This is a genomic window from Solicola agrisoli, from assembly GCF_049059935.1.
GTDB lineage: Bacteria > Actinomycetota > Actinomycetes > Propionibacteriales > Nocardioidaceae > JAURVT01.
Genome location: NZ_JBMGQR010000007.1, coordinates 58,370 through 77,288, shown reverse-complemented (window position 1 = coordinate 77,288; position 18,919 = coordinate 58,370). Strand labels below are relative to the sequence as shown.

19 protein-coding genes and 1 tRNA gene are annotated in these 18,919 nt (G+C 73.0%); 13 read left to right on the top strand and 7 right to left on the bottom strand.

What is annotated here, in order from left to right; genetic code table 11:
* Positions 1-5: 5 nt before the first annotated feature.
* From ACI6PP_RS04500 to ACI6PP_RS04470, 7 genes are all read left to right on the top strand, one after another.
* A complete protein-coding gene (locus ACI6PP_RS04500) occupies positions 6-371 on the top strand; it encodes a hypothetical protein (protein WP_421109475.1) in 366 nt (121 codons plus the stop codon).
* A gap of 6 nt (positions 372-377) precedes the next feature.
* On the top strand, positions 378-1,235 hold the full coding sequence (locus ACI6PP_RS04495; protein ID WP_421109474.1) for a hypothetical protein: 858 nt from the start codon (positions 378-380) through the stop codon (positions 1,233-1,235).
* Between the two features lie 94 nt (positions 1,236-1,329).
* A complete protein-coding gene (locus ACI6PP_RS04490; RefSeq protein ID WP_421109472.1) occupies positions 1,330-2,589 on the top strand; it encodes a glutamate-5-semialdehyde dehydrogenase in 1,260 nt (419 codons plus the stop codon).
* A 29-nt stretch (positions 2,590-2,618) separates the two neighbouring features.
* Positions 2,619-2,759 carry a hypothetical protein gene (locus tag ACI6PP_RS04485; protein WP_421109471.1) on the top strand — a complete coding sequence of 47 codons (141 nt, stop codon included), beginning with the start codon at positions 2,619-2,621 and terminating at the stop codon, positions 2,757-2,759.
* A complete protein-coding gene (nadD, locus tag ACI6PP_RS04480; protein ID WP_421109469.1) occupies positions 2,759-3,409 on the top strand; it encodes a nicotinate-nucleotide adenylyltransferase in 651 nt (216 codons plus the stop codon). The genes ACI6PP_RS04485 and nadD overlap by 1 nt, the downstream gene beginning before the upstream one ends.
* Complete coding sequence (rsfS, locus tag ACI6PP_RS04475; protein WP_421109468.1) at positions 3,406-3,774, top strand: ribosome silencing factor; 369 nt, start codon at positions 3,406-3,408, stop codon at positions 3,772-3,774. The genes nadD and rsfS overlap by 4 nt, the downstream gene beginning before the upstream one ends.
* Positions 3,771-4,403, top strand: coding sequence for a histidine phosphatase family protein (locus ACI6PP_RS04470; RefSeq protein ID WP_421109466.1), 633 nt, complete (start codon positions 3,771-3,773; stop codon positions 4,401-4,403). The genes rsfS and ACI6PP_RS04470 overlap by 4 nt, the downstream gene beginning before the upstream one ends.
* Before the next feature lie 82 nt (positions 4,404-4,485).
* On the opposite strand, the gene ACI6PP_RS04465 is transcribed toward ACI6PP_RS04470, so the two are convergent.
* Together ACI6PP_RS04465 and ACI6PP_RS04460 are read right to left on the bottom strand one after the other, a co-directional pair.
* Positions 4,486-5,535, bottom strand: a complete 1,050-nt coding sequence (locus ACI6PP_RS04465; RefSeq protein WP_421109464.1) for an S-adenosylmethionine:tRNA ribosyltransferase-isomerase — start codon at positions 5,533-5,535, stop codon at positions 4,486-4,488.
* Positions 5,532-6,245 carry an SDR family NAD(P)-dependent oxidoreductase gene (locus tag ACI6PP_RS04460; protein WP_421109462.1) on the bottom strand — a complete coding sequence of 238 codons (714 nt, stop codon included), beginning with the start codon at positions 6,243-6,245 and terminating at the stop codon, positions 5,532-5,534. The genes ACI6PP_RS04465 and ACI6PP_RS04460 overlap by 4 nt, the downstream gene beginning before the upstream one ends.
* 109 nt (positions 6,246-6,354) lie before the next feature.
* On the opposite strand from ACI6PP_RS04460, the gene ACI6PP_RS04455 reads away from it, so the two are divergent.
* A tRNA-Ala gene (locus ACI6PP_RS04455) sits at positions 6,355-6,427 on the top strand.
* 45 nt (positions 6,428-6,472) lie between these two features.
* On the opposite strand, the gene ACI6PP_RS04450 is transcribed toward ACI6PP_RS04455, so the two are convergent.
* On the bottom strand, positions 6,473-7,594 hold the full coding sequence (locus tag ACI6PP_RS04450; protein WP_421109460.1) for a winged helix DNA-binding domain-containing protein: 1,122 nt from the start codon (positions 7,592-7,594) through the stop codon (positions 6,473-6,475).
* Positions 7,595-7,676: 82 nt separating this feature from the next.
* Between ACI6PP_RS04450 and ACI6PP_RS04445 the strand changes: the two genes are divergently transcribed.
* Positions 7,677-9,131: an amino acid permease gene (locus tag ACI6PP_RS04445; protein ID WP_421109458.1), complete on the top strand. Its 1,455-nt coding sequence runs from the start codon at positions 7,677-7,679 to the stop codon at positions 9,129-9,131.
* 212 nt (positions 9,132-9,343) lie between these two features.
* Positions 9,344-10,228: a glycosyltransferase family 2 protein gene (locus tag ACI6PP_RS04440; RefSeq protein ID WP_421109456.1), complete on the top strand. Its 885-nt coding sequence runs from the start codon at positions 9,344-9,346 to the stop codon at positions 10,226-10,228.
* A gap of 6 nt (positions 10,229-10,234) precedes the next feature.
* On the opposite strand, the gene ACI6PP_RS04435 is transcribed toward ACI6PP_RS04440, so the two are convergent.
* A complete protein-coding gene (locus tag ACI6PP_RS04435; RefSeq protein WP_421109455.1) occupies positions 10,235-11,125 on the bottom strand; it encodes an ABC transporter ATP-binding protein in 891 nt (296 codons plus the stop codon).
* Entirely contained in the window at positions 11,125-11,937 is an 813-nt protein-coding gene (locus tag ACI6PP_RS04430) for an ABC transporter permease (protein ID WP_421109453.1), read from the bottom strand. The genes ACI6PP_RS04435 and ACI6PP_RS04430 overlap by 1 nt, the downstream gene beginning before the upstream one ends.
* Positions 11,938-12,080: 143 nt before the next feature.
* Here ACI6PP_RS04430 and ACI6PP_RS04425 point away from each other — a divergent pair, with 143 nt between their 5' ends.
* The 3 genes from ACI6PP_RS04425 (at position 12,081) to ACI6PP_RS04415 (ending at position 15,940) form a co-directional block, all read left to right on the top strand.
* Positions 12,081-13,487, top strand: a complete 1,407-nt coding sequence (locus ACI6PP_RS04425) for an SDR family NAD(P)-dependent oxidoreductase (RefSeq protein WP_421109452.1) — start codon at positions 12,081-12,083, stop codon at positions 13,485-13,487.
* Positions 13,480-14,454 carry a glycosyltransferase family 2 protein gene (locus ACI6PP_RS04420; protein ID WP_421109450.1) on the top strand — a complete coding sequence of 325 codons (975 nt, stop codon included), beginning with the start codon at positions 13,480-13,482 and terminating at the stop codon, positions 14,452-14,454. The genes ACI6PP_RS04425 and ACI6PP_RS04420 overlap by 8 nt, the downstream gene beginning before the upstream one ends.
* Before the next feature lie 175 nt (positions 14,455-14,629).
* Positions 14,630-15,940, top strand: coding sequence for a polysaccharide pyruvyl transferase family protein (locus tag ACI6PP_RS04415; RefSeq protein ID WP_421109448.1), 1,311 nt, complete (start codon positions 14,630-14,632; stop codon positions 15,938-15,940).
* On the opposite strand, the gene ACI6PP_RS04410 is transcribed toward ACI6PP_RS04415, so the two are convergent.
* Entirely contained in the window at positions 15,937-17,163 is a 1,227-nt protein-coding gene (locus ACI6PP_RS04410) for a CDP-glycerol glycerophosphotransferase family protein (RefSeq protein WP_421109447.1), read from the bottom strand. The genes ACI6PP_RS04415 and ACI6PP_RS04410 overlap by 4 nt on opposite strands.
* Positions 17,156-18,919, bottom strand: a complete 1,764-nt coding sequence (locus ACI6PP_RS04405) for a CDP-glycerol glycerophosphotransferase family protein (protein WP_421109446.1) — start codon at positions 18,917-18,919, stop codon at positions 17,156-17,158. The genes ACI6PP_RS04410 and ACI6PP_RS04405 overlap by 8 nt, the downstream gene beginning before the upstream one ends.

Here is an 18,919-nt window from a genome sequence, read left to right as displayed (position 1 = left end):
TGGGAATGACTGACGACGAGCGTCTGTGGCACGTCACCGTGACGGTGGCCGGGCGCCCGCACGACCAGGGACAGGTCCGCGAGGCGATGGACCGGCTGCGCGTGGAGCACGCCTTCCTGCACTCGCTGCGGTACGCGTCGGACCGCGCCGAGCTCTGCTACTGGGAGCAGGCGCCCGAGATGCTCGACGCCGCGGCCATGGCCATGCGCGTCTGGCTCGAGCACCGCGAGTCCGCCGGCCTGCCGCAGTGGGAGATCGTCGGCCTCGAGGTCCTCGAGCGCGACATGTACCTGCGCCGCGACGAGGACGGCCCCCGCCGTCGCCGCACCGACGTCCTCGGCGCCTCGACCCCCACCCCGGTCCCGTTCTGACCTGACATGGAGCATCGGGGGAGCGACCCGGCCGACGACGACGGTGCCCCCTACCCCGCAGGGGTGATGGTCCACCACCCGGACGTCGTGGACCACGTCGACATGATCGACCTGGTCGACCGGGGGCCGACGGCCGACGAGATCGCTCGGATCGCACGGGACCACCCTCGTGTCGTGGTGCACCTCAGCCCGGGCACGCCCGACCTGACGTGCCTGTCGCCGATGAAGGACGTCGTCACCGAGCTCATGCTCACCGCCGGGCGGCTCGACCTGAGGGCGCTGGCAGACTTCGGCGCGCTGGAGCACCTCGAGATCGGGGCCGAGCCGACGGTGCCCGTCGACTTCTCGCGCGTACCGCTTCGTCGCCTCGACGGATGGCACCAGGGCTTCGCCTCGGCGCTCGGGCTCAGGACCCTGGAGGAGCTCGGTGAGGGGCCGTCGGTCGCCGAGCTCGCAACGGTCGCGGGACGGCTGCGCCGGCTCTCGGTGGCCTCACGTCGCGAGCACACCACCCTCGACGTCGGGCTCGACCTCTCCGAGCTCCGGGCGGTCGACATCTGGGGGCCGGAGAGGTTCGACCTCGGCTGGCTCGCCTCGGCCCCTCGCCTGCGCCGGCTCACGATGGAGGGGGTCGGCGAGATCACAGGCCTGTCCCACCTGCACGACTGCCCCGAGCTCGACTGGCTGTCGCTGCACGACTGCCCGGTCGTGGACGACCTCGACGCGGTGACGTCGCTGCGCGGCGTCCCGATCAACGTCACCGGCACGACCCCGTTCACGCGGACCCTGGTCGCGGCGCTGCCGCCCGAGGCGCGCGCGGGCTTCGAGTCCGACGCCGACTACCCGGCCGACGACTGGCGTTGACGTCCGGCTTCTCCAACGCATCCGGAGCCGATGCGTTGAGGAACTCGGACCTCGACGCGCATGGGGCCGGTGCCGGCGGTCGTATCCTGACGCCATGAGCGAGGAGCACGTCGAGCACGTCCACGACCTGGCGAGGCGGGCGCAGGGGGCGGCGCTGGAGCTGGCGACGGCCACGCGGGCGGTCAAGGACGCGGCCCTGCTCGCCGCGGCCGACGCGCTGCTGGCGCGGTCCGGAGAGGTGCTGGACGCCAACGCGGCCGACGTCGCCGCAGCGCGGGAGGCCGGGACGCCCGAGAACGTCGTCGACCGGCTCGCGCTCGACCACGACCGGCTCGCGGGCATGGCGACGGGGCTGCGGGACGTCGCGGCGCTGCCGGACCCGGTCGGTGAGGTGGTTCGCGGCTCTACCCTGCCCAACGGCCTGCGGATGCAGCAGGTGCGGGTGCCCATGGGCGTCATCGGGATGATCTACGAGGGCCGGCCCAACGTCACCGCGGACGCCGCCGGCATCTGCCTGAAGTCGGGCAACGCGGTCCTGCTCCGCGGCTCGTCCTCGGCGGTCCGCTCCAACACCGCGATCGTCACCGTGCTGCGCGACGCGGTGGCGTCCGCCGGCCTGCCCGCCGACGCCCTGCAGATGGTCGACCCGTCCGACCGTGCCACGGCCACCGCCCTGATGCGCGCCCGCGGCCTGGTCGACCTCGTCATCCCGCGCGGCGGTGCGGGCCTGATCCGTACCGTCGTGGAGCAGTCCACCGTCCCGGTGATCGAGACCGGCACGGGCAACTGCCACGTCTACGTGGACGCCGACGCCGACCTCGACATGGCGCTGGCGATCGTCCTGAACTCCAAGACCCACCGCACCAGCGTCTGCAACGCCGCCGAGTCGCTGCTCGTGCACAAGGCCGTCGCCGACGAGTTCGTGCCGCGGGTCGTCGCGGCGCTGAAGGACGCGGGGGTGACCGTCCACGGCGACGCGACGTTCGCCGCGGCCGACGCCGCCGTCGTCCCCGTCACCGAGGAGGACCACGCGGCCGAGTTCCTCTCGCTCGACATCTCGGCGTCGGTGGTGCAGTCGCTGGACGACGCCGTCGCGCACGTCCGTCGCTACTCCTCGGGCCACACCGAGGCGATCGTCACCGGGTCGCTGGCCGCCGCGCACCGGTTCACCCGGCACGTCGACAGCGCCGCGGTGATGGTGAACGCCTCCACGCGGTTCACCGACGGCGGCGAGCTCGGCTTCGGCGCGGAGATCGGGATCTCCACCCAGAAGCTGCACGCGCGGGGCCCGATGGGCCTGGTGGAGATGACCACGACGACCTTCGTGGTCACCGGTGACGGCCACGTGCGCTGACCCGGCGCCGATGACGGTAGATTGACGCCATGCATGCACTCCTGCTCGCCGCCGAGGAGACTCGTGAGCTCCCGGTCCACCCGGCCGTCTTCGGCGTGATCGCCCTGGTGATCCTCGTCGTCATGCTCCTGGGCGTGCTGTCGTTCGGCAAGGGGCGCGAACACACCTGATGAGCCTGCCTCACCGCACGGCCGGACCGCCGCGGGTGGGCGTCATGGGCGGCACGTTCGACCCCATCCACCACGGCCACCTCGTGGCCGCCAGCGAGGTCCAGTCCTGGTTCGAGCTCGACGAGGTCGTGTTCGTCCCCACGGGCCAGCCGTGGCAGAAGGCCGACCGTGACGTCTCGCCGCCCGAGGACCGCTACCTGATGACGGTCGTGGCCACCGCGTCGAACCCGCGGTTCTCGGTCAGCCGGGTCGACATCGACCGGGACGGCCCGACCTACACGATCGACACGCTGCGCGACCTGCGGCGCATCTACGACGACGCCGAGCTCTACTTCATCACCGGCGCCGACGCGCTCGCGGCGATCCTCACCTGGCGCGACCACGAGGAGCTGTTCGAGCTCGCCCAGTTCGTCGGCTGCACGCGACCCGGGCACCGGATCGACGAGCAGACGCTCGACGGCCTGCCCAAGGACCGGGTGACGATCGTCGAGATCCCGGCCCTGGCCATCTCGTCCACGGACTGCCGCACGCGCGTCCACCGCGACGAGCCCGTCTGGTACCTCGTGCCCGACGGCGTCGTCCAGTACATCGGCAAGCACCGCCTCTACGACACCGGCGCGGCTCGCCGTCGCGCGGGAGGGATCTCGTGACCGCCACCGACCGAGCACTCGAGCTCACCCGGTCCGCCGCCCACGCGGCCGTCGAACGGCTCGGCAAGGACGTCGTCGCCTTCGACGTGTCCGAGCAGCTCGTCATCACCGACGTCTTCCTCATCATCAGCGCGTCCAACGACCGCCAGGTGCGGGCCGTCGTCGACGCCGTCGAGGAGGCGCTGCTCCCGCTCGGCGCCAAGCCCGTGCGCCGCGAGGGCCAGCGCGAGGGACGGTGGGTGCTGCTCGACTTCGCCGACGTCGTCGTCCACGTCCAGCACGAGGAGGAGCGCGCCTTCTACTCCCTGGAGCGTCTGTGGCGCGACTGCCCGGCGGTGGAGCTCGAGCTGTCCGAGGAGCGATGAGCCGGCGCCTGGTCCTGTGGCGCCACGGGCTCACCGACTGGAACGTCCAGGGTCGGCTGCAGGGGCAGAGCGACGTCCCGCTCAACGAGGTGGGCGAGCAGCAGGCGCGTGACGCCGGGGCCCGGCTCGCCGCGCTCGCACCGGCGCGCATCGTCAGCTCCGACCTCGTCCGCGCCCGCGAGACCGCCCGCGCCCTGGCCGACCTGGTCGGGCTCGAGGTCGAGACCGACGAGCGGCTGCGCGAGATGAACTTCGGCGAGCGCGAGGGCCTCACGATGGAGGAGACCGTCGCGCGCTTCCCCGACCAGGTCGCCACGTTCATGTCCGACGACGACGTCCGGATGCCCGGCGCCGAGCTCTACGTCGAGGCCGCCGAGCGCTTCGCCACCGGCCTGGACGAGATCGTCGCGGCGATGGGCGAGGACGACACCACCGTCGTCGTCGCCCACGGCGCGGTGCTGCGCGTCGGCATCTGCTCGTTCCTCGGCTTCCCGCGCCAGACCTGGCGCTCCTTCGGCGGTTTCAACAACTGCTCCTGGACGGTGCTGGAGCAGCTGCGCGGCCGCTGGCGCATCGCCGAGTGGAACGCCGGCACCCTCCCCGAGCCGGTGCTCTCCGACGACCGCTGACCCCCAGAGTTGTCGGTGCGTCAGGGGGTCATGACCCTGCCTGGCACCGACCACTCCAGGGACGGGCGGCGACGGCGGGCCGTCAGGGGAGGAAGAGCGCCGAGTCGCCGAACTCGTGCCACAGGTAGCGCTCGGCGAGTGCTGCGTCGTAGGCCCGCTGCACCAGCTCGGGTCCCGCGACCGCCTCCAGCAGCATCAGGTGGCTGGCCTGCGGCTCGTGCCAGCCGGTGACGAGCCCGTCGACCACCCGGGCGGGGGTCTCCGGGCCGAGCACCAGGTCGGTCCAGCCGCGGTACGGAAGGACGGTGCCGCCGGCGTCGGCGGCCGTCTCGAGGGCGCGGGTGACGGTGGTGCCGACCGCGACCACGCGTCCGCCGGCGGCGCGGGTGGACTCGACCAGGCGTGCGGTGGCGTCGGGGACGTGCAGGCGCTCGGGCAGCGGTGTCTCGTCCGCCTCGAGCGAGGACACGCCCGTGTGGAGCGTGATCGGCGCGACTTGCACGCCGCGGCCCACCAGGGCGGTGACGAGCCGGTGGCTGAACGGGCGCCCGGCGCTCGCCATCTCCGCGCTGCCCGGGACGGTGGCGAACACGCTCTGGTAGTCCGCGAGCGGGCGGTCGTGGTCCAGGTAGCCGTAGCGGATCGGCTGCCCGTGCTGCCACAGCACGGCGTCGAGGTCGCCCGGGCTCAGGCGCCACAGACGCGAGCCCTCGGTCGCGGTGGGGTCGGGCCAGGCTCGGCTCAGGGTCACCGTGCCGCCGGCGGTGCCCAGCACCTCGCCCGCACGGGCGTCGTGGACGCGCTGGGCGCCGGCGGGCGTCCGCAGCTCGCCGACGGGTGCGCCGTCGTCCAGCGGCCCAGAGACGTGCAGGACCGCGCGACGTCCGTCCGGGCGGACGACGTCCAGCGCCGCCGGCACCGTCGCCGAGTCGTTGACGACGACGAGGTCGCCGGGGGACAGCTGGTCGGCGAGGTCGACGAACTGCGTGTGCCGGACGCCGCCGGGACGCGCCACCAGCAGGCGCACCTCGTCGCGGGCCAGTCCGCGGGCCTCGGGCGGGCCGGTGGCCGACAGCCCCTCGGGCAGGACGAACGTCGTCCGGGCGCGCGACGGTGCGTGGGTGGCGCTCATCGGGCCACCGCCACCAGGTCGGACGTCCGCAGCCGGACGCCGGCGCGGTCGGTGTCGAGCAGCCGCAGCAGGTGGGGCACCACGGTCTCGGGCAGCGGCCGGTCGCTGATGTCCTCGCCGGGGAAGGCGTCGGCGTGCATCTGGGTGCGCATGTCGCCGGGGTCGACGGCGTGGACGACGAGGTCGGGCTCCTCGGTGGCGAGGACGGCCACGAGCTGGTCGAGCGCCGCCTTCGACGCGCCGTACGCGCCCCACGTCTCGTAGGGCTCGACGGCGGCGTCGGAGGTGATCGCGAGCACCGTCCCCCTGGCGCGGCGCAGGTGGGGGAGGAGCAGGCGGGTCAGCTCGGACGGGGCGACGACGTTGACCTCGAGGGCGTGGCGCAGCACCGCGGCGTGGAGCCCGTCGACGCGGGGCATCGGGCTCTGCCCCAGGGTGCTCGCGTTGTGCACGAGCAGGTCGAGCCGGCCGTACCGCTCGACCGCGGCGAGCAGGGCCGAACGGTGCGCGGGGTCGGCCACGTCACCGGGGACGGCGACGACGCGGTCGCCGAACGTCCGGGTCGCGGCGGCGAGTGCGGCGGCGTCGCGGCCGTCGACGACGACCTCCCAGTCCTGCTCGACCAGCCCTGAGACCAGGGCCAGGCCGAGCCCGCGGGAGGCTCCGGTGACGAGCGCGACGGGTGCGTGTGAGTCGTGTGAGTGGGTCATGTCGCCGACGCTAGAACCTGAACCATTGTTGAGATCAAGGACTACCCGGACCCGATTTCACATCCGTCGGGACCACCCGCTAGGATCGTGTTCGCTCGCTGAGAGCAACGGGGCTATGGCGCAGTTGGTAGCGCGCTTCCATGGCATGGAAGAGGTCCGGGGTTCGAATCCCCGTAGCTCCACAGGATCATCGAAGGCCGTCCCTCGGGGCGGCCTTCGTCGTCGCGTCAGGCGTCCGTGACGCCCGCGAGCGTGCGGCCGCGGAAGGCCGCCAGGGCCTCGGCCCGGTGCTCGACGCGGGTGCGGAGGCGGGCGGGCCAGCGGGTCCACGGATCGACCGCGACCTCGAGCCGCCTGCCCTTCGAACGGGGGCGCCAGGTGCCGACCACCTCGCCGGACGCGACGACGGCGCCGGGGCGGCCCAACGTGCGCCACAGGTCCTTGCGGTGTGCCTCGTCGGGCACGAGGAGGTCGCGGTCGCGTCCCTGCAGGTAGGGGTCGAACGGGCCGACGAGGCGGACGGCGTCGTCGTGCTCGGCGTCGGTGAGCGCGGCGACGTCGTCGGCGAGCACCCAGCGCTCCTCGCCGTCGACGGTCACGGGCTCGGCGTCGGCGGGCCAGTGCGCCGTGACGTCGCGCAGCGGTGCGTCGAGGTGGGCGGCGACGAGCCGGGGCGTGGCGGGACCGAGGAGGCGCAGGTAGGCGCGGATCGGCTGGAGGCGCTCGGGCGCGGCCAGCGGGTCGGCCGCGGGCGCGGGTGCGCGGCGCGGCCAGCCCGGGACGCGTCGCATCATCGGGGGAGAGGTGCCCGGCTCGAGCTCGAGCCCGGCATGGAGGGCCGAGAAGCGGAACGGCTGCTCGAACAGGTGGACGGCCTGGCACGGGTTGCACCACCGCCGGTACGGCTCGGGCAGACGCTCGGTGAGTTCGGCCGACACCTCCCCCTTGGGCATCGGCCCCGTGACGATCTCGCGCATCAGCTGGGCGATCGTGCGCAGCGCCTCGACGGCACCGATGCCGGCGGCCTTGAGCGGCTTGTTGGCGTCGAAGATGCGCTTGCCCGCGTCGGCGTCGCCGAACGGCGAGACCGCCACCTGGACGTCGGGCAGGTCGGCCCGGCGGTGGACGTGCGGGGCGCCGCGCAGCGTCCAGGCCGTGGCGAGGTCGTCGTCGGCTCCGGCGACGCCGCGCAGCGCGAGCGCCCACGCGGCGCCGTCGGGGCCGGTGTCCTGGACGCCGAGGTCGAGCAGGGCGAGGTCGGACGGCGACCGCGCCGGTGCGTCGTCGCCGCCGTCCAGCCCCTGGGCCGAGGCCCGGAACGCCAGCACCTGCCCACGCGTCACGTCCATCGGCCGATCGTAGGTCCGCGCACCGACGGTCCGGGAGTGGTAGACCGTGAGGGTCGACCCGACCCGGAGGCCACGATGTCCGATGTCCGCTGATCCCCGCCCCGACCCGCGCTCGTTCCTGCTCAGGCGCAAGCCGGTGGAGACCGTCGACCCGTCCGACGAGGGCGCCGGGTCCGACGGCCTGCAGCGCTCGCTGGGTCTGTGGGAGCTCACCGCGATCGGGGTCGGCGGCATCATCGGCGCCGGCATCTTCTCGCTCGCCGGCACCGTGGCCAACGAGACCGCCGGGCCCGCCGTCCTCATCTCGTTCCTGCTCGCCGGCGTCGCGAGCGCGGCGGCCGCGTTCTCGTACGCGGAGTTCGCGGGGATGATCCCCAAGGCCGGCTCGGCCTACACCTACGGCTACGTGGCCCTGGGCGAGGGCGTGGCCTGGTTCATCGGGTGGGACCTGCTGCTCGAGTACACGGCCATCGTCGCCGTGGTCGCGATCGGCGTCTCGGGCTACTTCGGGTTCCTCGTCGAGCAGCTGGGTGCCCCGCCGCCCGACTGGATGATGGGCGCGCCCGGTACCGGGGACGGCCACGTCGTCGACCTGTTCGCCGTGCTGCTCTGCCTCGGCACCGCCTGGCTGCTGAGCCGCGGCATCCGCAGCGCCGCCCGGTTCGAGGTGGTCGTGGTGGGACTCAAGGTCGCGCTCGTGCTGGTGATCGTCGTTCTCGGCGTCGTGCACGTCGACTCCTCGAACTACACGCCCTACTTCCCGTACGGCGTGGGCGGCACGGTGACGGGCGCCGGCGTCGTCTTCTTCGCGGTGTTCGGCTACGACGCGATGAGCACCGCCGCCGAGGAGTCCAAGGACGCCACCAAGCACATGCCCAAGGCCATCCTGCTCTCGCTGCTCATCGCGATGGTGCTCTACGTGATGGCCACGCTGGTGCTCACCGGCATGCAGAAGTACACCGAGATCGACCCCGAGAGCGGCTTCTCCAGCGCGTTCGAGGCCGTCGGGATGCCGGGCGTCGCCAACGTGATCGCCGTCGGAGCGATCGTCAGCATCCTCACCGTGATGATCACCTTCATGCTCGGGGCGACGCGGGTCTGGTTCGCGATGAGCCGCGACGGCCTGCTGCCGAAGTACTTCGCCAAGACGACCGCGCGCCACGTCCCGGGCCGGATCACCTGGATCGTCGGCGTCGGGTCCGCGCTGTTCGCGGGGTTCCTGCCCATCGGCGAGGTGGCCGAGCTGACCAACATCGGCATCCTGCTGGCCTTCGTGGTGGTCTGCGTCGCCGTGATCGCCCTGCGCTACAAGCGCCCGGAGATCCCCCGCGAGTTCCGCTGCCCCTGGATGCCGGTGGTGCCGGCCGTCGGCGTCCTGTTCTCCCTCGGCCTGGCGCTGTCGCTGCCGGTGCACACCTGGGAGCGCTTCGGCATCTGGTTCCTGCTCGGCGCGGCGGTGTACCTGGGCTACGCGCGGCGCCACTCGCTGCAGAACCCCGACAGCCCCCGGGCGGCCGAGGCCAGCGATCGCGGGTGAGCTCTGAGGATCGGTGTGCCTCAGGAGCGGACAAAACCTACATGCTCTGCATAGAATCGTGCTGCGTCCTGGGCATCGCCCGGTCGACGCGTAACCGTGGCCGGCTCGGCGCGATCGGGGGATGACGCCGAACCGCACCAGGTCACGGTGGACGGCGGACCTGCTGACGGGGCAGGTCCGCCGTTCTGCGTCCCGCTCGGTACGGTGACGCGGTGACCGACTCGCCCCGTCCCCGGTTCGGCGTCGTCTCGCTGTCGCAGGGACGCCGTCCGGACGACCTCGACGCCGGTCTGCGCTCGGTCCTGCGCCAGCAGGACGTGGACGTCGACGTCGTGTGCGTCGGCAACGGCTGGGAGCCGGTGGGCCTGCCCGACGGCGTCCGCGCCCACGCGCTGCCCGAGAACGTGGGCATCCCCGGCGGCCGCAACGCCGGCGTGCCCGAGGTGGACGGCGACCTGCTGCTGTTCGTCGACGACGACGCGCGCCTGCTCGACGACGACTTCCTCCGCACCGTCGCGACGCGGTTCGCCAACGACCCGACCCTCGGGGTCGTGCAGCCGCGGGTGGAGGCGCCGGGGGAGGCGTCCCCGACCCGCTGGATCCCGCGGATGCGCAAGGGCGACCCGCGACGCTCGTCGCCCGCGTTCTCGCTGTGGGAGGGCGTGCTCGTGGTGCGCCGGGCCGCGTTCGACCGTTCCGGGGGCTGGGGTGACCCGTACTTCTACGCCCACGAGGGCATCGAGCTGGCCTGGCGCGTCTGGGACGCCGGGTACACCGTCTGGTACGCGGGCGACCTGCGCTGCGGTCATCCGGCGATCGATCCCGCCCGGCACGACGACTACCTGCGGCTCAACGCCCGCAACCGCGTGTGGCTCGCCCGGCGCAACCTGCGCTGGCCGTTCTCGTGGGCCTACGTCGGGTCGTGGACGGCCGTGCAGGTGCTGCGCTCGGTGCGCACCGCGTCCGGACGCCGGGGCCTGCGCGCCTGGTTCGGCGGCTGGCGCGAGGGCTGGCGCACCGACCCGGGTGGACGACGTCCGCTGCGCTGGTCGACGGTCTGGCGGATGACCCGCCTCGGCCGGCCGCCGGTGGTCTGAGCGGGCTCACGCCCCGGAGCGGTTCTCGTCCTGCTCGTCGGCCTCGGCGGCAGCCTCGGCGCGGATGGCGTCCTCGCGGGCCTGACGGCGGGCGAGGCGACGCTGGCGCACCTCGTGACGACGCAGCGCGAGGTTGTCGTCGGAGTCCTTGAGGTAGGCCTCGACGACGTCGGCGATCGGGCCGTCCATGATCACCTTGCCGGCCTGCACGTACAGGCCGCGCGTGCAGAACCGGGTGAGGTCGCGCTCGGAGTGGGACACCAGGAAGAACGTGCGGCCGTCGGCGAGCAGCTCCTCGATCCGGTCCCAGCACTTCTCGCGGAACGCGCGGTCGCCGACGGCGAGCACCTCGTCGACGAGCATGATCGGCTCCTCGAGGCGCGACACGACGGCGAAGGCGACACGGACCTTCATGCCCGACGACAGGTGCTTGTAGGGCGAGTCGAGCGAGCCGCCGATCTCGGCGAACTCGACGATCTCGTCGAACGCGTCGGCGATCTCCTTGCGGCTCATGCCGTGCAGGCCGGCGACCACCTGGATGTTCTCGCGGACGGTGAGCTCGCCGACGAAGCCGCCGGTGATCTCGATGAGCGGGGAGATGCCGCCGCGCACCTTCACCGAGCCGCCGTCGGGCATCAGCGTGCCCGTCAGGGCCTTGAGCAGGGTGGACTTGCCCTGGCCGTTGGCGCCGACGACGCCGATCGCCTCGCCGGGCTGCACCGTGAACGAGACACCGTTCAGGGCCCAGAACTCGCCGGCGCGCACGCCGGTCTGGCCCCGGAACAGCAGGTCGCGGATGCTGCGGTGGCGACGCGACTTGTGGAAGCGGACCGACAGGTCGTCGACCTCGATGATCGGCAGCCCCTCGGCGGAGGCGGTGGTGACGTCGCTGCTCATCAGATCTCCTTCAGCACCGTGCGCTCGAGGCGGGCGAAGACCACCCAGCCCACCAGGAGGAAGCCGAGCGAGACGGCGCCGGCCGTCAGCACGTTGGTGAGCTGGAACTGGTCGGGGAAGAACGCCGACCGGAACACGCTGAGGATGCCGTTGAGCGGGTTGACCACCGACGCCCACTCGTAGCCCGCGGGGAGGTCGCGGTGGCTGTAGATGATGGGCGAGGCGTAGAACAGCAGCCGCACGACGACGCTGACGATGGGGTCGAGGTCCTTGATCAGGACGATGAGCGGGGCGAGCAGCAGGCCGATGCCCGTGAGCAGGACGATCATCATGAGCATCGCCACGGGCAGCAGCGCCAGGTACCAGGTGATCTCGGCGCCGTAGACGATCACGAACAGCGCCAGGACCGGCAGCGCGAACACGTACTCCACCGCACCGGTCAGGACCGGGCGCAGCACCCAGATCTCGCGCGGCAGGTTCTGGGCGCGGATCAGCTTGGCGCTCGCGTTGAGCGCCTTGCCCGACTTGTTGACCGCGGCGGTGAACCACTGCCACGGCAGCAGGCCCGAGACCAGGAAGACGATGTAGGGGTCGGCCCCGACGTCGAGGCGGACGAAGATCTGGGTGAAGACCACCCAGTACACGCCGGCCATCAGCAGCGGGTCCAGCACGGCCCAGACGTAGCCGAGCGCCGAGCTGGCGTAGCGCACCTTGAGGTCACGCCGGATCAGCAGGGCGAGCACCTTGCGGGCCGCCCAGATGCCCGAGATGCGCGCCCAGGGCGACCGGCTGACGGTCGTGTCCACTGTCACGTGCGTGGGTTCCTTGCTGTCGTCGGAGGTGGCGCAGGCCCGTCGCGGGACGGTGCGGGGCCGCGGCCACTCTACGGCGCGGACGTCCCGGACCCCTGACGACCCGGCGGCTGCCGAGGCCCGGGTCACGTTACCCTCGTCGCGTGGAAGCCCTGCGCAACGTGGCCGTCGTCCTCGCGGGCGGGACGGGGTCGCGCGTCGGCCTGTCCATCCCCAAGCAGCTCATCAAGATCGCCGGGAAGCCGATCATCGAGCACACGATCGCCACCATCAACGCCTCGCCGCTGGTCGACGAGATCATCGTGATGATGACGCCCGGTCACCTCGACCCGGTGCGCGCGATCGTCCAGAAGGGCGGTTACGACAAGGTCACCCAGATCCTCGAGGGCGCCGACACCCGCAACGGCACCACCAGCCGCGCGCTCGACGCCCTCGGCGACGAGGAGTGCAACGTCCTGTTCCACGACGCCGTCCGCCCGCTGCTGAGCCAGACGATCATCGAGGACTGCGTCGCCGCGCTCGCCGAGTACGAGGCCGTCGACACCGCGATCCCGTCGGCCGACACCGTGGTGCAGGTGCACGACGACCGCGAGGTCATCTCCGACGTGCTGCCGCGCCACCTGCTGCGCCGTGGCCAGACCCCGCAGTGCTTCCGCGCCTCGGTGATCCGCCGCGCCTACGCCGAGGCCGCCAAGGACCCCGACTTCACCGCCACCGACGACTGCACCGTCGTGCTGCGCTACACCCCCGAGGTGCCGATCGGCGTGGTCCACGGCCACGAGCGCAACATGAAGGTCACCGAGCCGATCGACGTCTACATCGCCGACAAGCTCTTCCAGCTGACGTCGGCCGACAAGCCCACCGCGCTCGACGACGACCAGTACCGCGCCGCGCTCGAGGGCAGGACCGTCGTGGTGTTCGGCGGCTCGTACGGCATCGGCGGCGACATCGCCGCTCTCGCCACCAAGCACGGCGCCCACGTCCACTCCTTCTCCCGGTCGTCCACCGGCACCCACGTCGAGCGTCGCGAGGACGTCGCCGCGGCGGCCGCGCAGGTCTTCGCCGAGCGCGGGCAGGTCGACTTCGTGGTCAACACCGCCGGCGTGCTGCCGCGCGGCGAGCTGGCCTCGACGTCCGAGGAGGACATCTACAACGCCACCGAGGTCAACTACCTGGCACCGATCTTCATCGCCCAGGAGTTCTTCCCGCACCTGGCTCGCACCCGCGGCTCGCTGCTGCTGTTCACCTCCTCGTCCTACACGCGCGGGCGCAGCGGCTACTCGCTGTACAGCTCGGCCAAGGCGGCCGTCGTCAACCTCACCCAGGCGCTCGCCGACGAGTGGTCGGGCCAGGTGCGCGTCAACTGCGTGAACCCCGAGCGCACCGGCACCCCGATGCGCACCAAGGCCTTCGGCGAAGAGCCCGCCGGCACCCTGCTCAGCTCGCAGGAGGTCGCGACCCAGTCGCTCGACGTGATGGTGTCGCAGCAGACCGGCCACGTGATCGACGTGCGCCGCGAGGACGGCCCGGCCGCCATCGCGAATGGCTGACCTCCCCGGCGTCTCGGTCTTCATGACCGTGCGCGACGAGGAGCGCGACCTGCGCGACTGCGTCGAGCGCATCCTGGCCCAGGAGTACGACGGCGACCTCGAGCTCGTCGTCGCGGTGGGGCCCTCGAAGGACCGCACGGCCGAGATCGCCGCGGGGCTCGCACGCGAGCACGCCGCGCTGACGGTGGTGCAGAACCCGGCCGGGTGGACGCCGCAGGGGCTGAACGCCGCGGTGGGCGCCGCCCGTCACGACCTGCTCGTGCGCGCCGACGGGCACGCGCTGCTGCCGCCGGACTACGTGGCGCGGGTCGTCGACCTGCTGCTGTCCACCGGTGCCGCCAACGTGGGCGGGCGGATGCAGCCCCAGGGCACCAACACCCTGGGACGCGCGGTGGCCCGGGCGATGTCGTCGCGCTGGGGCATCGGCGGGGCGGCGTTCCACACCGGCGGCGAGCCGGGCCCGCAGCCCACGGTGTACCTCGGCTCGTTCCGTCGCGACGCGCTGGAGGCCGTCGGCGGGTACGACGAGTTCTTCCGGCGCGCGCAGGACTGGGAGCTGAACCACCGGCTGCGCGAGGCCGGGGAGACGATCTGGTTCGACCCGTCGCTCGCGGTCGTCTACCACCCGCGCAGCACCTGGCGCTCCTTCGCCCGGCAGCAGTACACCACCGGCGGCTGGCGTCGCCGGGTCGTCGAGCGCCACCCGCGCACCCTGAGCCTGCGCTACCTCGCCCCGCCGGCCGCCACGGCCGCCGTCGTCGGTGGGACGGTCGCGGGCGTCGTCGGGCTGGTCGGGCCCCGCTGGCTGCGGCTGGGCTTCAGCGCCCCCGTGGCATACGCCGCCGGCGTCACCGTCGTCGGCCTGCGCGAAGGGGCCGACCTCGACCCCCAGGCCCGCCGTCTGCTCCCCGCCGTCCTCGCCACCATGCATCTGTCCTGGGGCGCGGGCTTCCTGCGAAGGGCCTGAGCCCCTCCGCATCCACGTGCGCTGCGTTGCTCGGCACTCGACGAGCGAACCCAGCTCGCCTTCGCGCCGGCGCCTTGCCCACGCGGCGCGGAGCGGCTCAGGGTGAGGAGCGGGTCGTTGGTAGCATCGCGGCGGGCCGGAGCGACCGGTGCCGTCGACCCCGGAGGCCAGAATAGTGACGAGGATCCTCGTCCGTGCTCACAAGAGCCCGTTCCGCGTCGCCTCGGTCGAGGAGACCCGCGAGCGCAACCTGATCGGTGACAACACCGGCAACCTGGTCTTCAGCCAGTCCGTCTTCCGGCTGCTCTCGACCGAGGGCACCGAGCTCGAGGCGGCGCGCCTGCGTCGCGACAAGGCCAAGGCGATCAACGAGCGGTACGACCACGTCGTCATCCCGCTCGCCAACGCCTTCCGGTTCAGCTTCATCGAGCCGCTCGACGCCATGAGCGAGATCATCGAGAACCTGACGATCCCGGTGAGCGTCGTCGGCGTCGGGGCGCAGGCCACCCTCGGCGGCGAGAACGGTCGCTTCGACGACCTCGCCCGCCCCGTCAGCCGCTTCGTCAAGGCGGTGCTGGAGCGCTCGCCGTCCATCGGCGTCCGCGGCGGCTTCACCGCCGAGTACCTCGCGGGCCTCGGCTTCGGCGACGACGTCGTCGACGTCATCGGCTGCCCGTCGATGTTCATGAACGGCCCCGACCTGAGCGTGCACAAGAAGGTCGACGCGCTGACGTCGGAGTCGCCGATCGCGTTCAACGTCTCGCCCTACGTGCTGCCCACCGGCGCGATCTCGCAGCGGCACGCCGCGGCGTACCCGAACCTGCGCTACATGGCCCAGGACCACCTCACGCTCGAGCTGATGCTCACCGGCGCGTACCCCGGCGTGAAGAAGCGCCAGATCGCGGCCGGGGTGCCGGTGTACCTCGACCACCCGCTGATCGCCCAGGACCGCGTGCGGTTCTTCGTCGACCCCGTCACCTGGTTCGACCACCTGAAGGGCTACGACTTCTCCTTCGGCACCCGCATCCACGGCAACATCGCCGCGCTGCTCGCGGGCACGCCGGCGCTGGTGCTCGCGCACGACTCGCGCACCCTCGAGCTCGCCGACTACCACCAGATCCCGCGCGTCCCCGTCAACGAGATCACCGACGACGTCGACGCCGCCGAGCTGTACGCCAAGGCCGACTGGGAGCCGATGAACCAGGGGCACCAGCAGCGCTGGGAGGTCTTCCAGGCCTTCCTCGCGCGCCACGGGCTGCCGCACGTGTACCAGGACGGTCAGGACCCGTCGGCGTTCGACGCACGACTCGACTCGCTCGACTTCCCGGCCCCGGTGCAGACCCTGATGGGTCTGACCCCGGCCGAGCTCTACGCGATGAAGGCCGAGCTCGACGCCCTGCGCTCCACCCCGCCGGTGGCCGCCGAGCTGCGCTCGACGGTGCGCCAGCGCGCCGCCTCGGTGGCCCGGAGGCTCCGCAGGGGCTAGTGGTCGGGCACCACCGGGACGGGGTGCTCGCGCGCGTAGGCCACGGCCTCGCGCACGGCCTCGCCGAAGCGTCGGGTGCTCGCACCGTCCGCGGTGTCGCCGAAGTAGTAGGCGGCGGCCTCCAGCCGGCGGGCGCGGGCGTCGCCCCGGTCGTCGGCGGCCAGAGCCCCGACGACGTCGGCCGCCTGCGGGGCGTCGGCGGCGTCGAGCGTGGGCGTGGTGCGCAGCAGCGGGGAGTCGGGAAGGAACGCGCGGGCGTCGGCCGGGCGGGTGACGAGCAGCGGCTTGCCCGTGGCCAGCCAGTCGTAGGCCACCGAGGACACGTCGGTCACGCAGACGTCGCAGAAGTCCCACTGCCACCCGTAGGCGCCGATGTCGACCAGGTGCCGGTCGCCGTGCTCGGCGAGGACCGCCCGGACGGCGGCGTCGGCCTCGCGCGTGGCGGGGTCGTTGTAGCCGGCCCGCGGGTGGGGGCGGTACACGACCCGGAACCGCGGGTCGGCGACCAGGGCGCGGACGAGCGCGACGCCGTGCGTGGGCACCGAGCCGTACGCCATGCGCGGGCGGTCGCCCTCCCATGTGGGGGCGTAGAGCACGCGGATCGACCCGTCGGGCGCCCAGTCCGGTGCGCCGGCGTGGTCGTCGTCGAGCTGCGGGCTGCCGATCGTGCGGGTCAGACGGTCGACGTCGAAGCCGCGCAGGTGCGACGCGATGCGGTCCTGGGCGGCGCGTCCGGCGACGAAGACGCGGTCGTAGGCGCGGTTCTGGTTGGAGACGCTCGAGTCCTTGTCGCTCTCGCCGTGCCCGAGGTAGACGTGCACGGGGGAGGCGAAGCGCAGCATCCGGAAGTTGAGCTCGACGTGGTTGACGTAGAGCACCACCGGCACGTCGGCCTCGTGCACGAGCGTCTCGAGCGCGCGCGAGCTGGGCGCGAACGCGACGGGCAATGACGTGGCGGCCAGCACCGCGCGCCCGGTGTCGGGGCGGGCCACGACGATCGCGACGGGCACCGACTCGGCCAACCGCTCCAGCGGCCCGAGCCAGTGCGTCAGCTGGTAGGTGTTCTCCGGGCCCGACGCGAACCACAGGCACACCGCCCCGGTGGGGACGGGGCCGCGCGCGGCGCACTCGGCGGCGAACGCGTCGGCGCCGAGCCGGTTGGTGACGCTCGCCCGCAGCTGACGGGCGACGTGGCGGGCGCGGGCCACGCGGCGGCTAGCCACGGGCGGTCTCGCGGTGCTGGGCGCGCTCGGCGCGGGCGCGGGCCGACAGCGCGGTGACGGCGCGCGCGAACGGCTCGAGCGAGCGGTCCTCCGGCGGGCCGATCAGGTAGGTCGCGAGCCGGGCCCGCGCCTCGACCTGCTCGTCGGGCACGACGCCGCCGACCACGTCGAGGAACTCCGCGACGCCCGAGCCGTCGCGTCCGAGCACGGTCGACGCCGACGCCGACGGGTACTCGGCGACGAAGTGCTCGCGGGTGCTCCCGGAGAAGTCGAACACCGCGTAGGGCTTCTCGCTGGCGAGGAAGTCGCTGACGACGCTGGAGATGTCGGTGACGAGCGCGTCGGCGTCGTTGAAGCAGGCGAACAGCTCGCGGCCGGACGGGCCCTGGACCACCTCGTGGTCGCCATCGGCGGCGGCCAGCAGGCGCACGATGCGCTGGTGGGCGCCGCGGACCTTCGGGTCGCGGACGCCGAGCAGCGGGTGCGGCTTGTAGATCACGCGGAACCCCGCGGGGTGCGCGAGCGCGGCCTCGACGACGCGGACGCCGATGGGCCCGACCGAGGAGTACTCCTGGCCGAAGTTCCAGCCCTCCCACGTGGGGGCGTAGAGCAGCGTCGGACGCGGGCCGCGCGCGCGGGAGCCCACCCGCTCGACCCCGGCGATCTGGGGACGGCCCACGGCCACCAGCTGGTCCTCGTCGATGCCGACGTGCGCGCGGCGCCAGCGGTCTGCGCCGGCCTCGCCGGCCACCCAGAGCTCGTCGTAGACGCGGCCGTAGGGGTTGACCGAAGCGTTCTTGTCGCTGTCGCCGTGGCCGATGAACGTCGACATCAAGGTGGGCAGGCGCAGGACGTGCAGGTTGCTGCCGACGTGCGTGGGGAACAGCGCGACCGTCACGCACGACAGGTCGAGGCTCATCACGTCGGTGCCGGCGACGACGCAGGCCGCGGGCAGCGTGGTGGGGGCCAGGTGGTCGAACAGCTCGTCGTCGCGCAGCAGCAGCAGCACCCGCTGGTCGAGCGACTCGAGCGTGCGCAGCCAGACGTTGACCTGGTAGGCCGACGTGGCGCCGCCCGCGAGGTGCAGGACGACCTCGGGCCGGTGCTCGTGGACGAACGCCTGCAGCGGGCGCAGCTTGGGCGCCATCTCGCCCTCGGGCACCCGTGCGCGGCGGTTGGCGAGCACGTCGGCCACCGGGCCGGCGACGAGCGCGAGCATGAGGACGGCGGCCGCGGCGCCGAGCAGCAGCACGGCCCAGACGTCGAAGACCTCGGCCAGCACCGACGGCAGCAGCACGGCCAGCTCGGCGGGCACCTCGCGTCGCCAGTGGTGGCGGCGGAGGCCGAGCACCCGGCGCGGGCCGGCGTCGGGCACGTCGATGTTGCGCACGCGCACCGGTCGGGCGTGTCGCTTGCCCAGCTGGCGCTGGCAGAACACCCACGTGCCGTGGCCGAGCAGGAACACGGCGAGCACGACGGCGTAGGCGACGGCCTGGCCGGTGGTCCACAGGTCCACGCCGGTGAACGCGACGGCCAGCGCACGCAGCAGCACGCGCGACGAGCGTCCGACGGTGCCCTGCTCGAGGACGAGCTCGCGGGCGGGGGAGGACCGCACGGTCCACGCGTCGGCGGCCACCGACACGGCGAGGAGCAGGGCGGTGAGCAGCGGCGGGCCGAGCACGCCCGACACGAGCGCGCCGGCCGTGGAGGCGAGGGCGGCGGCGGGAGCCAGGGTGGTGGTGGGGAGTCGCGCCAC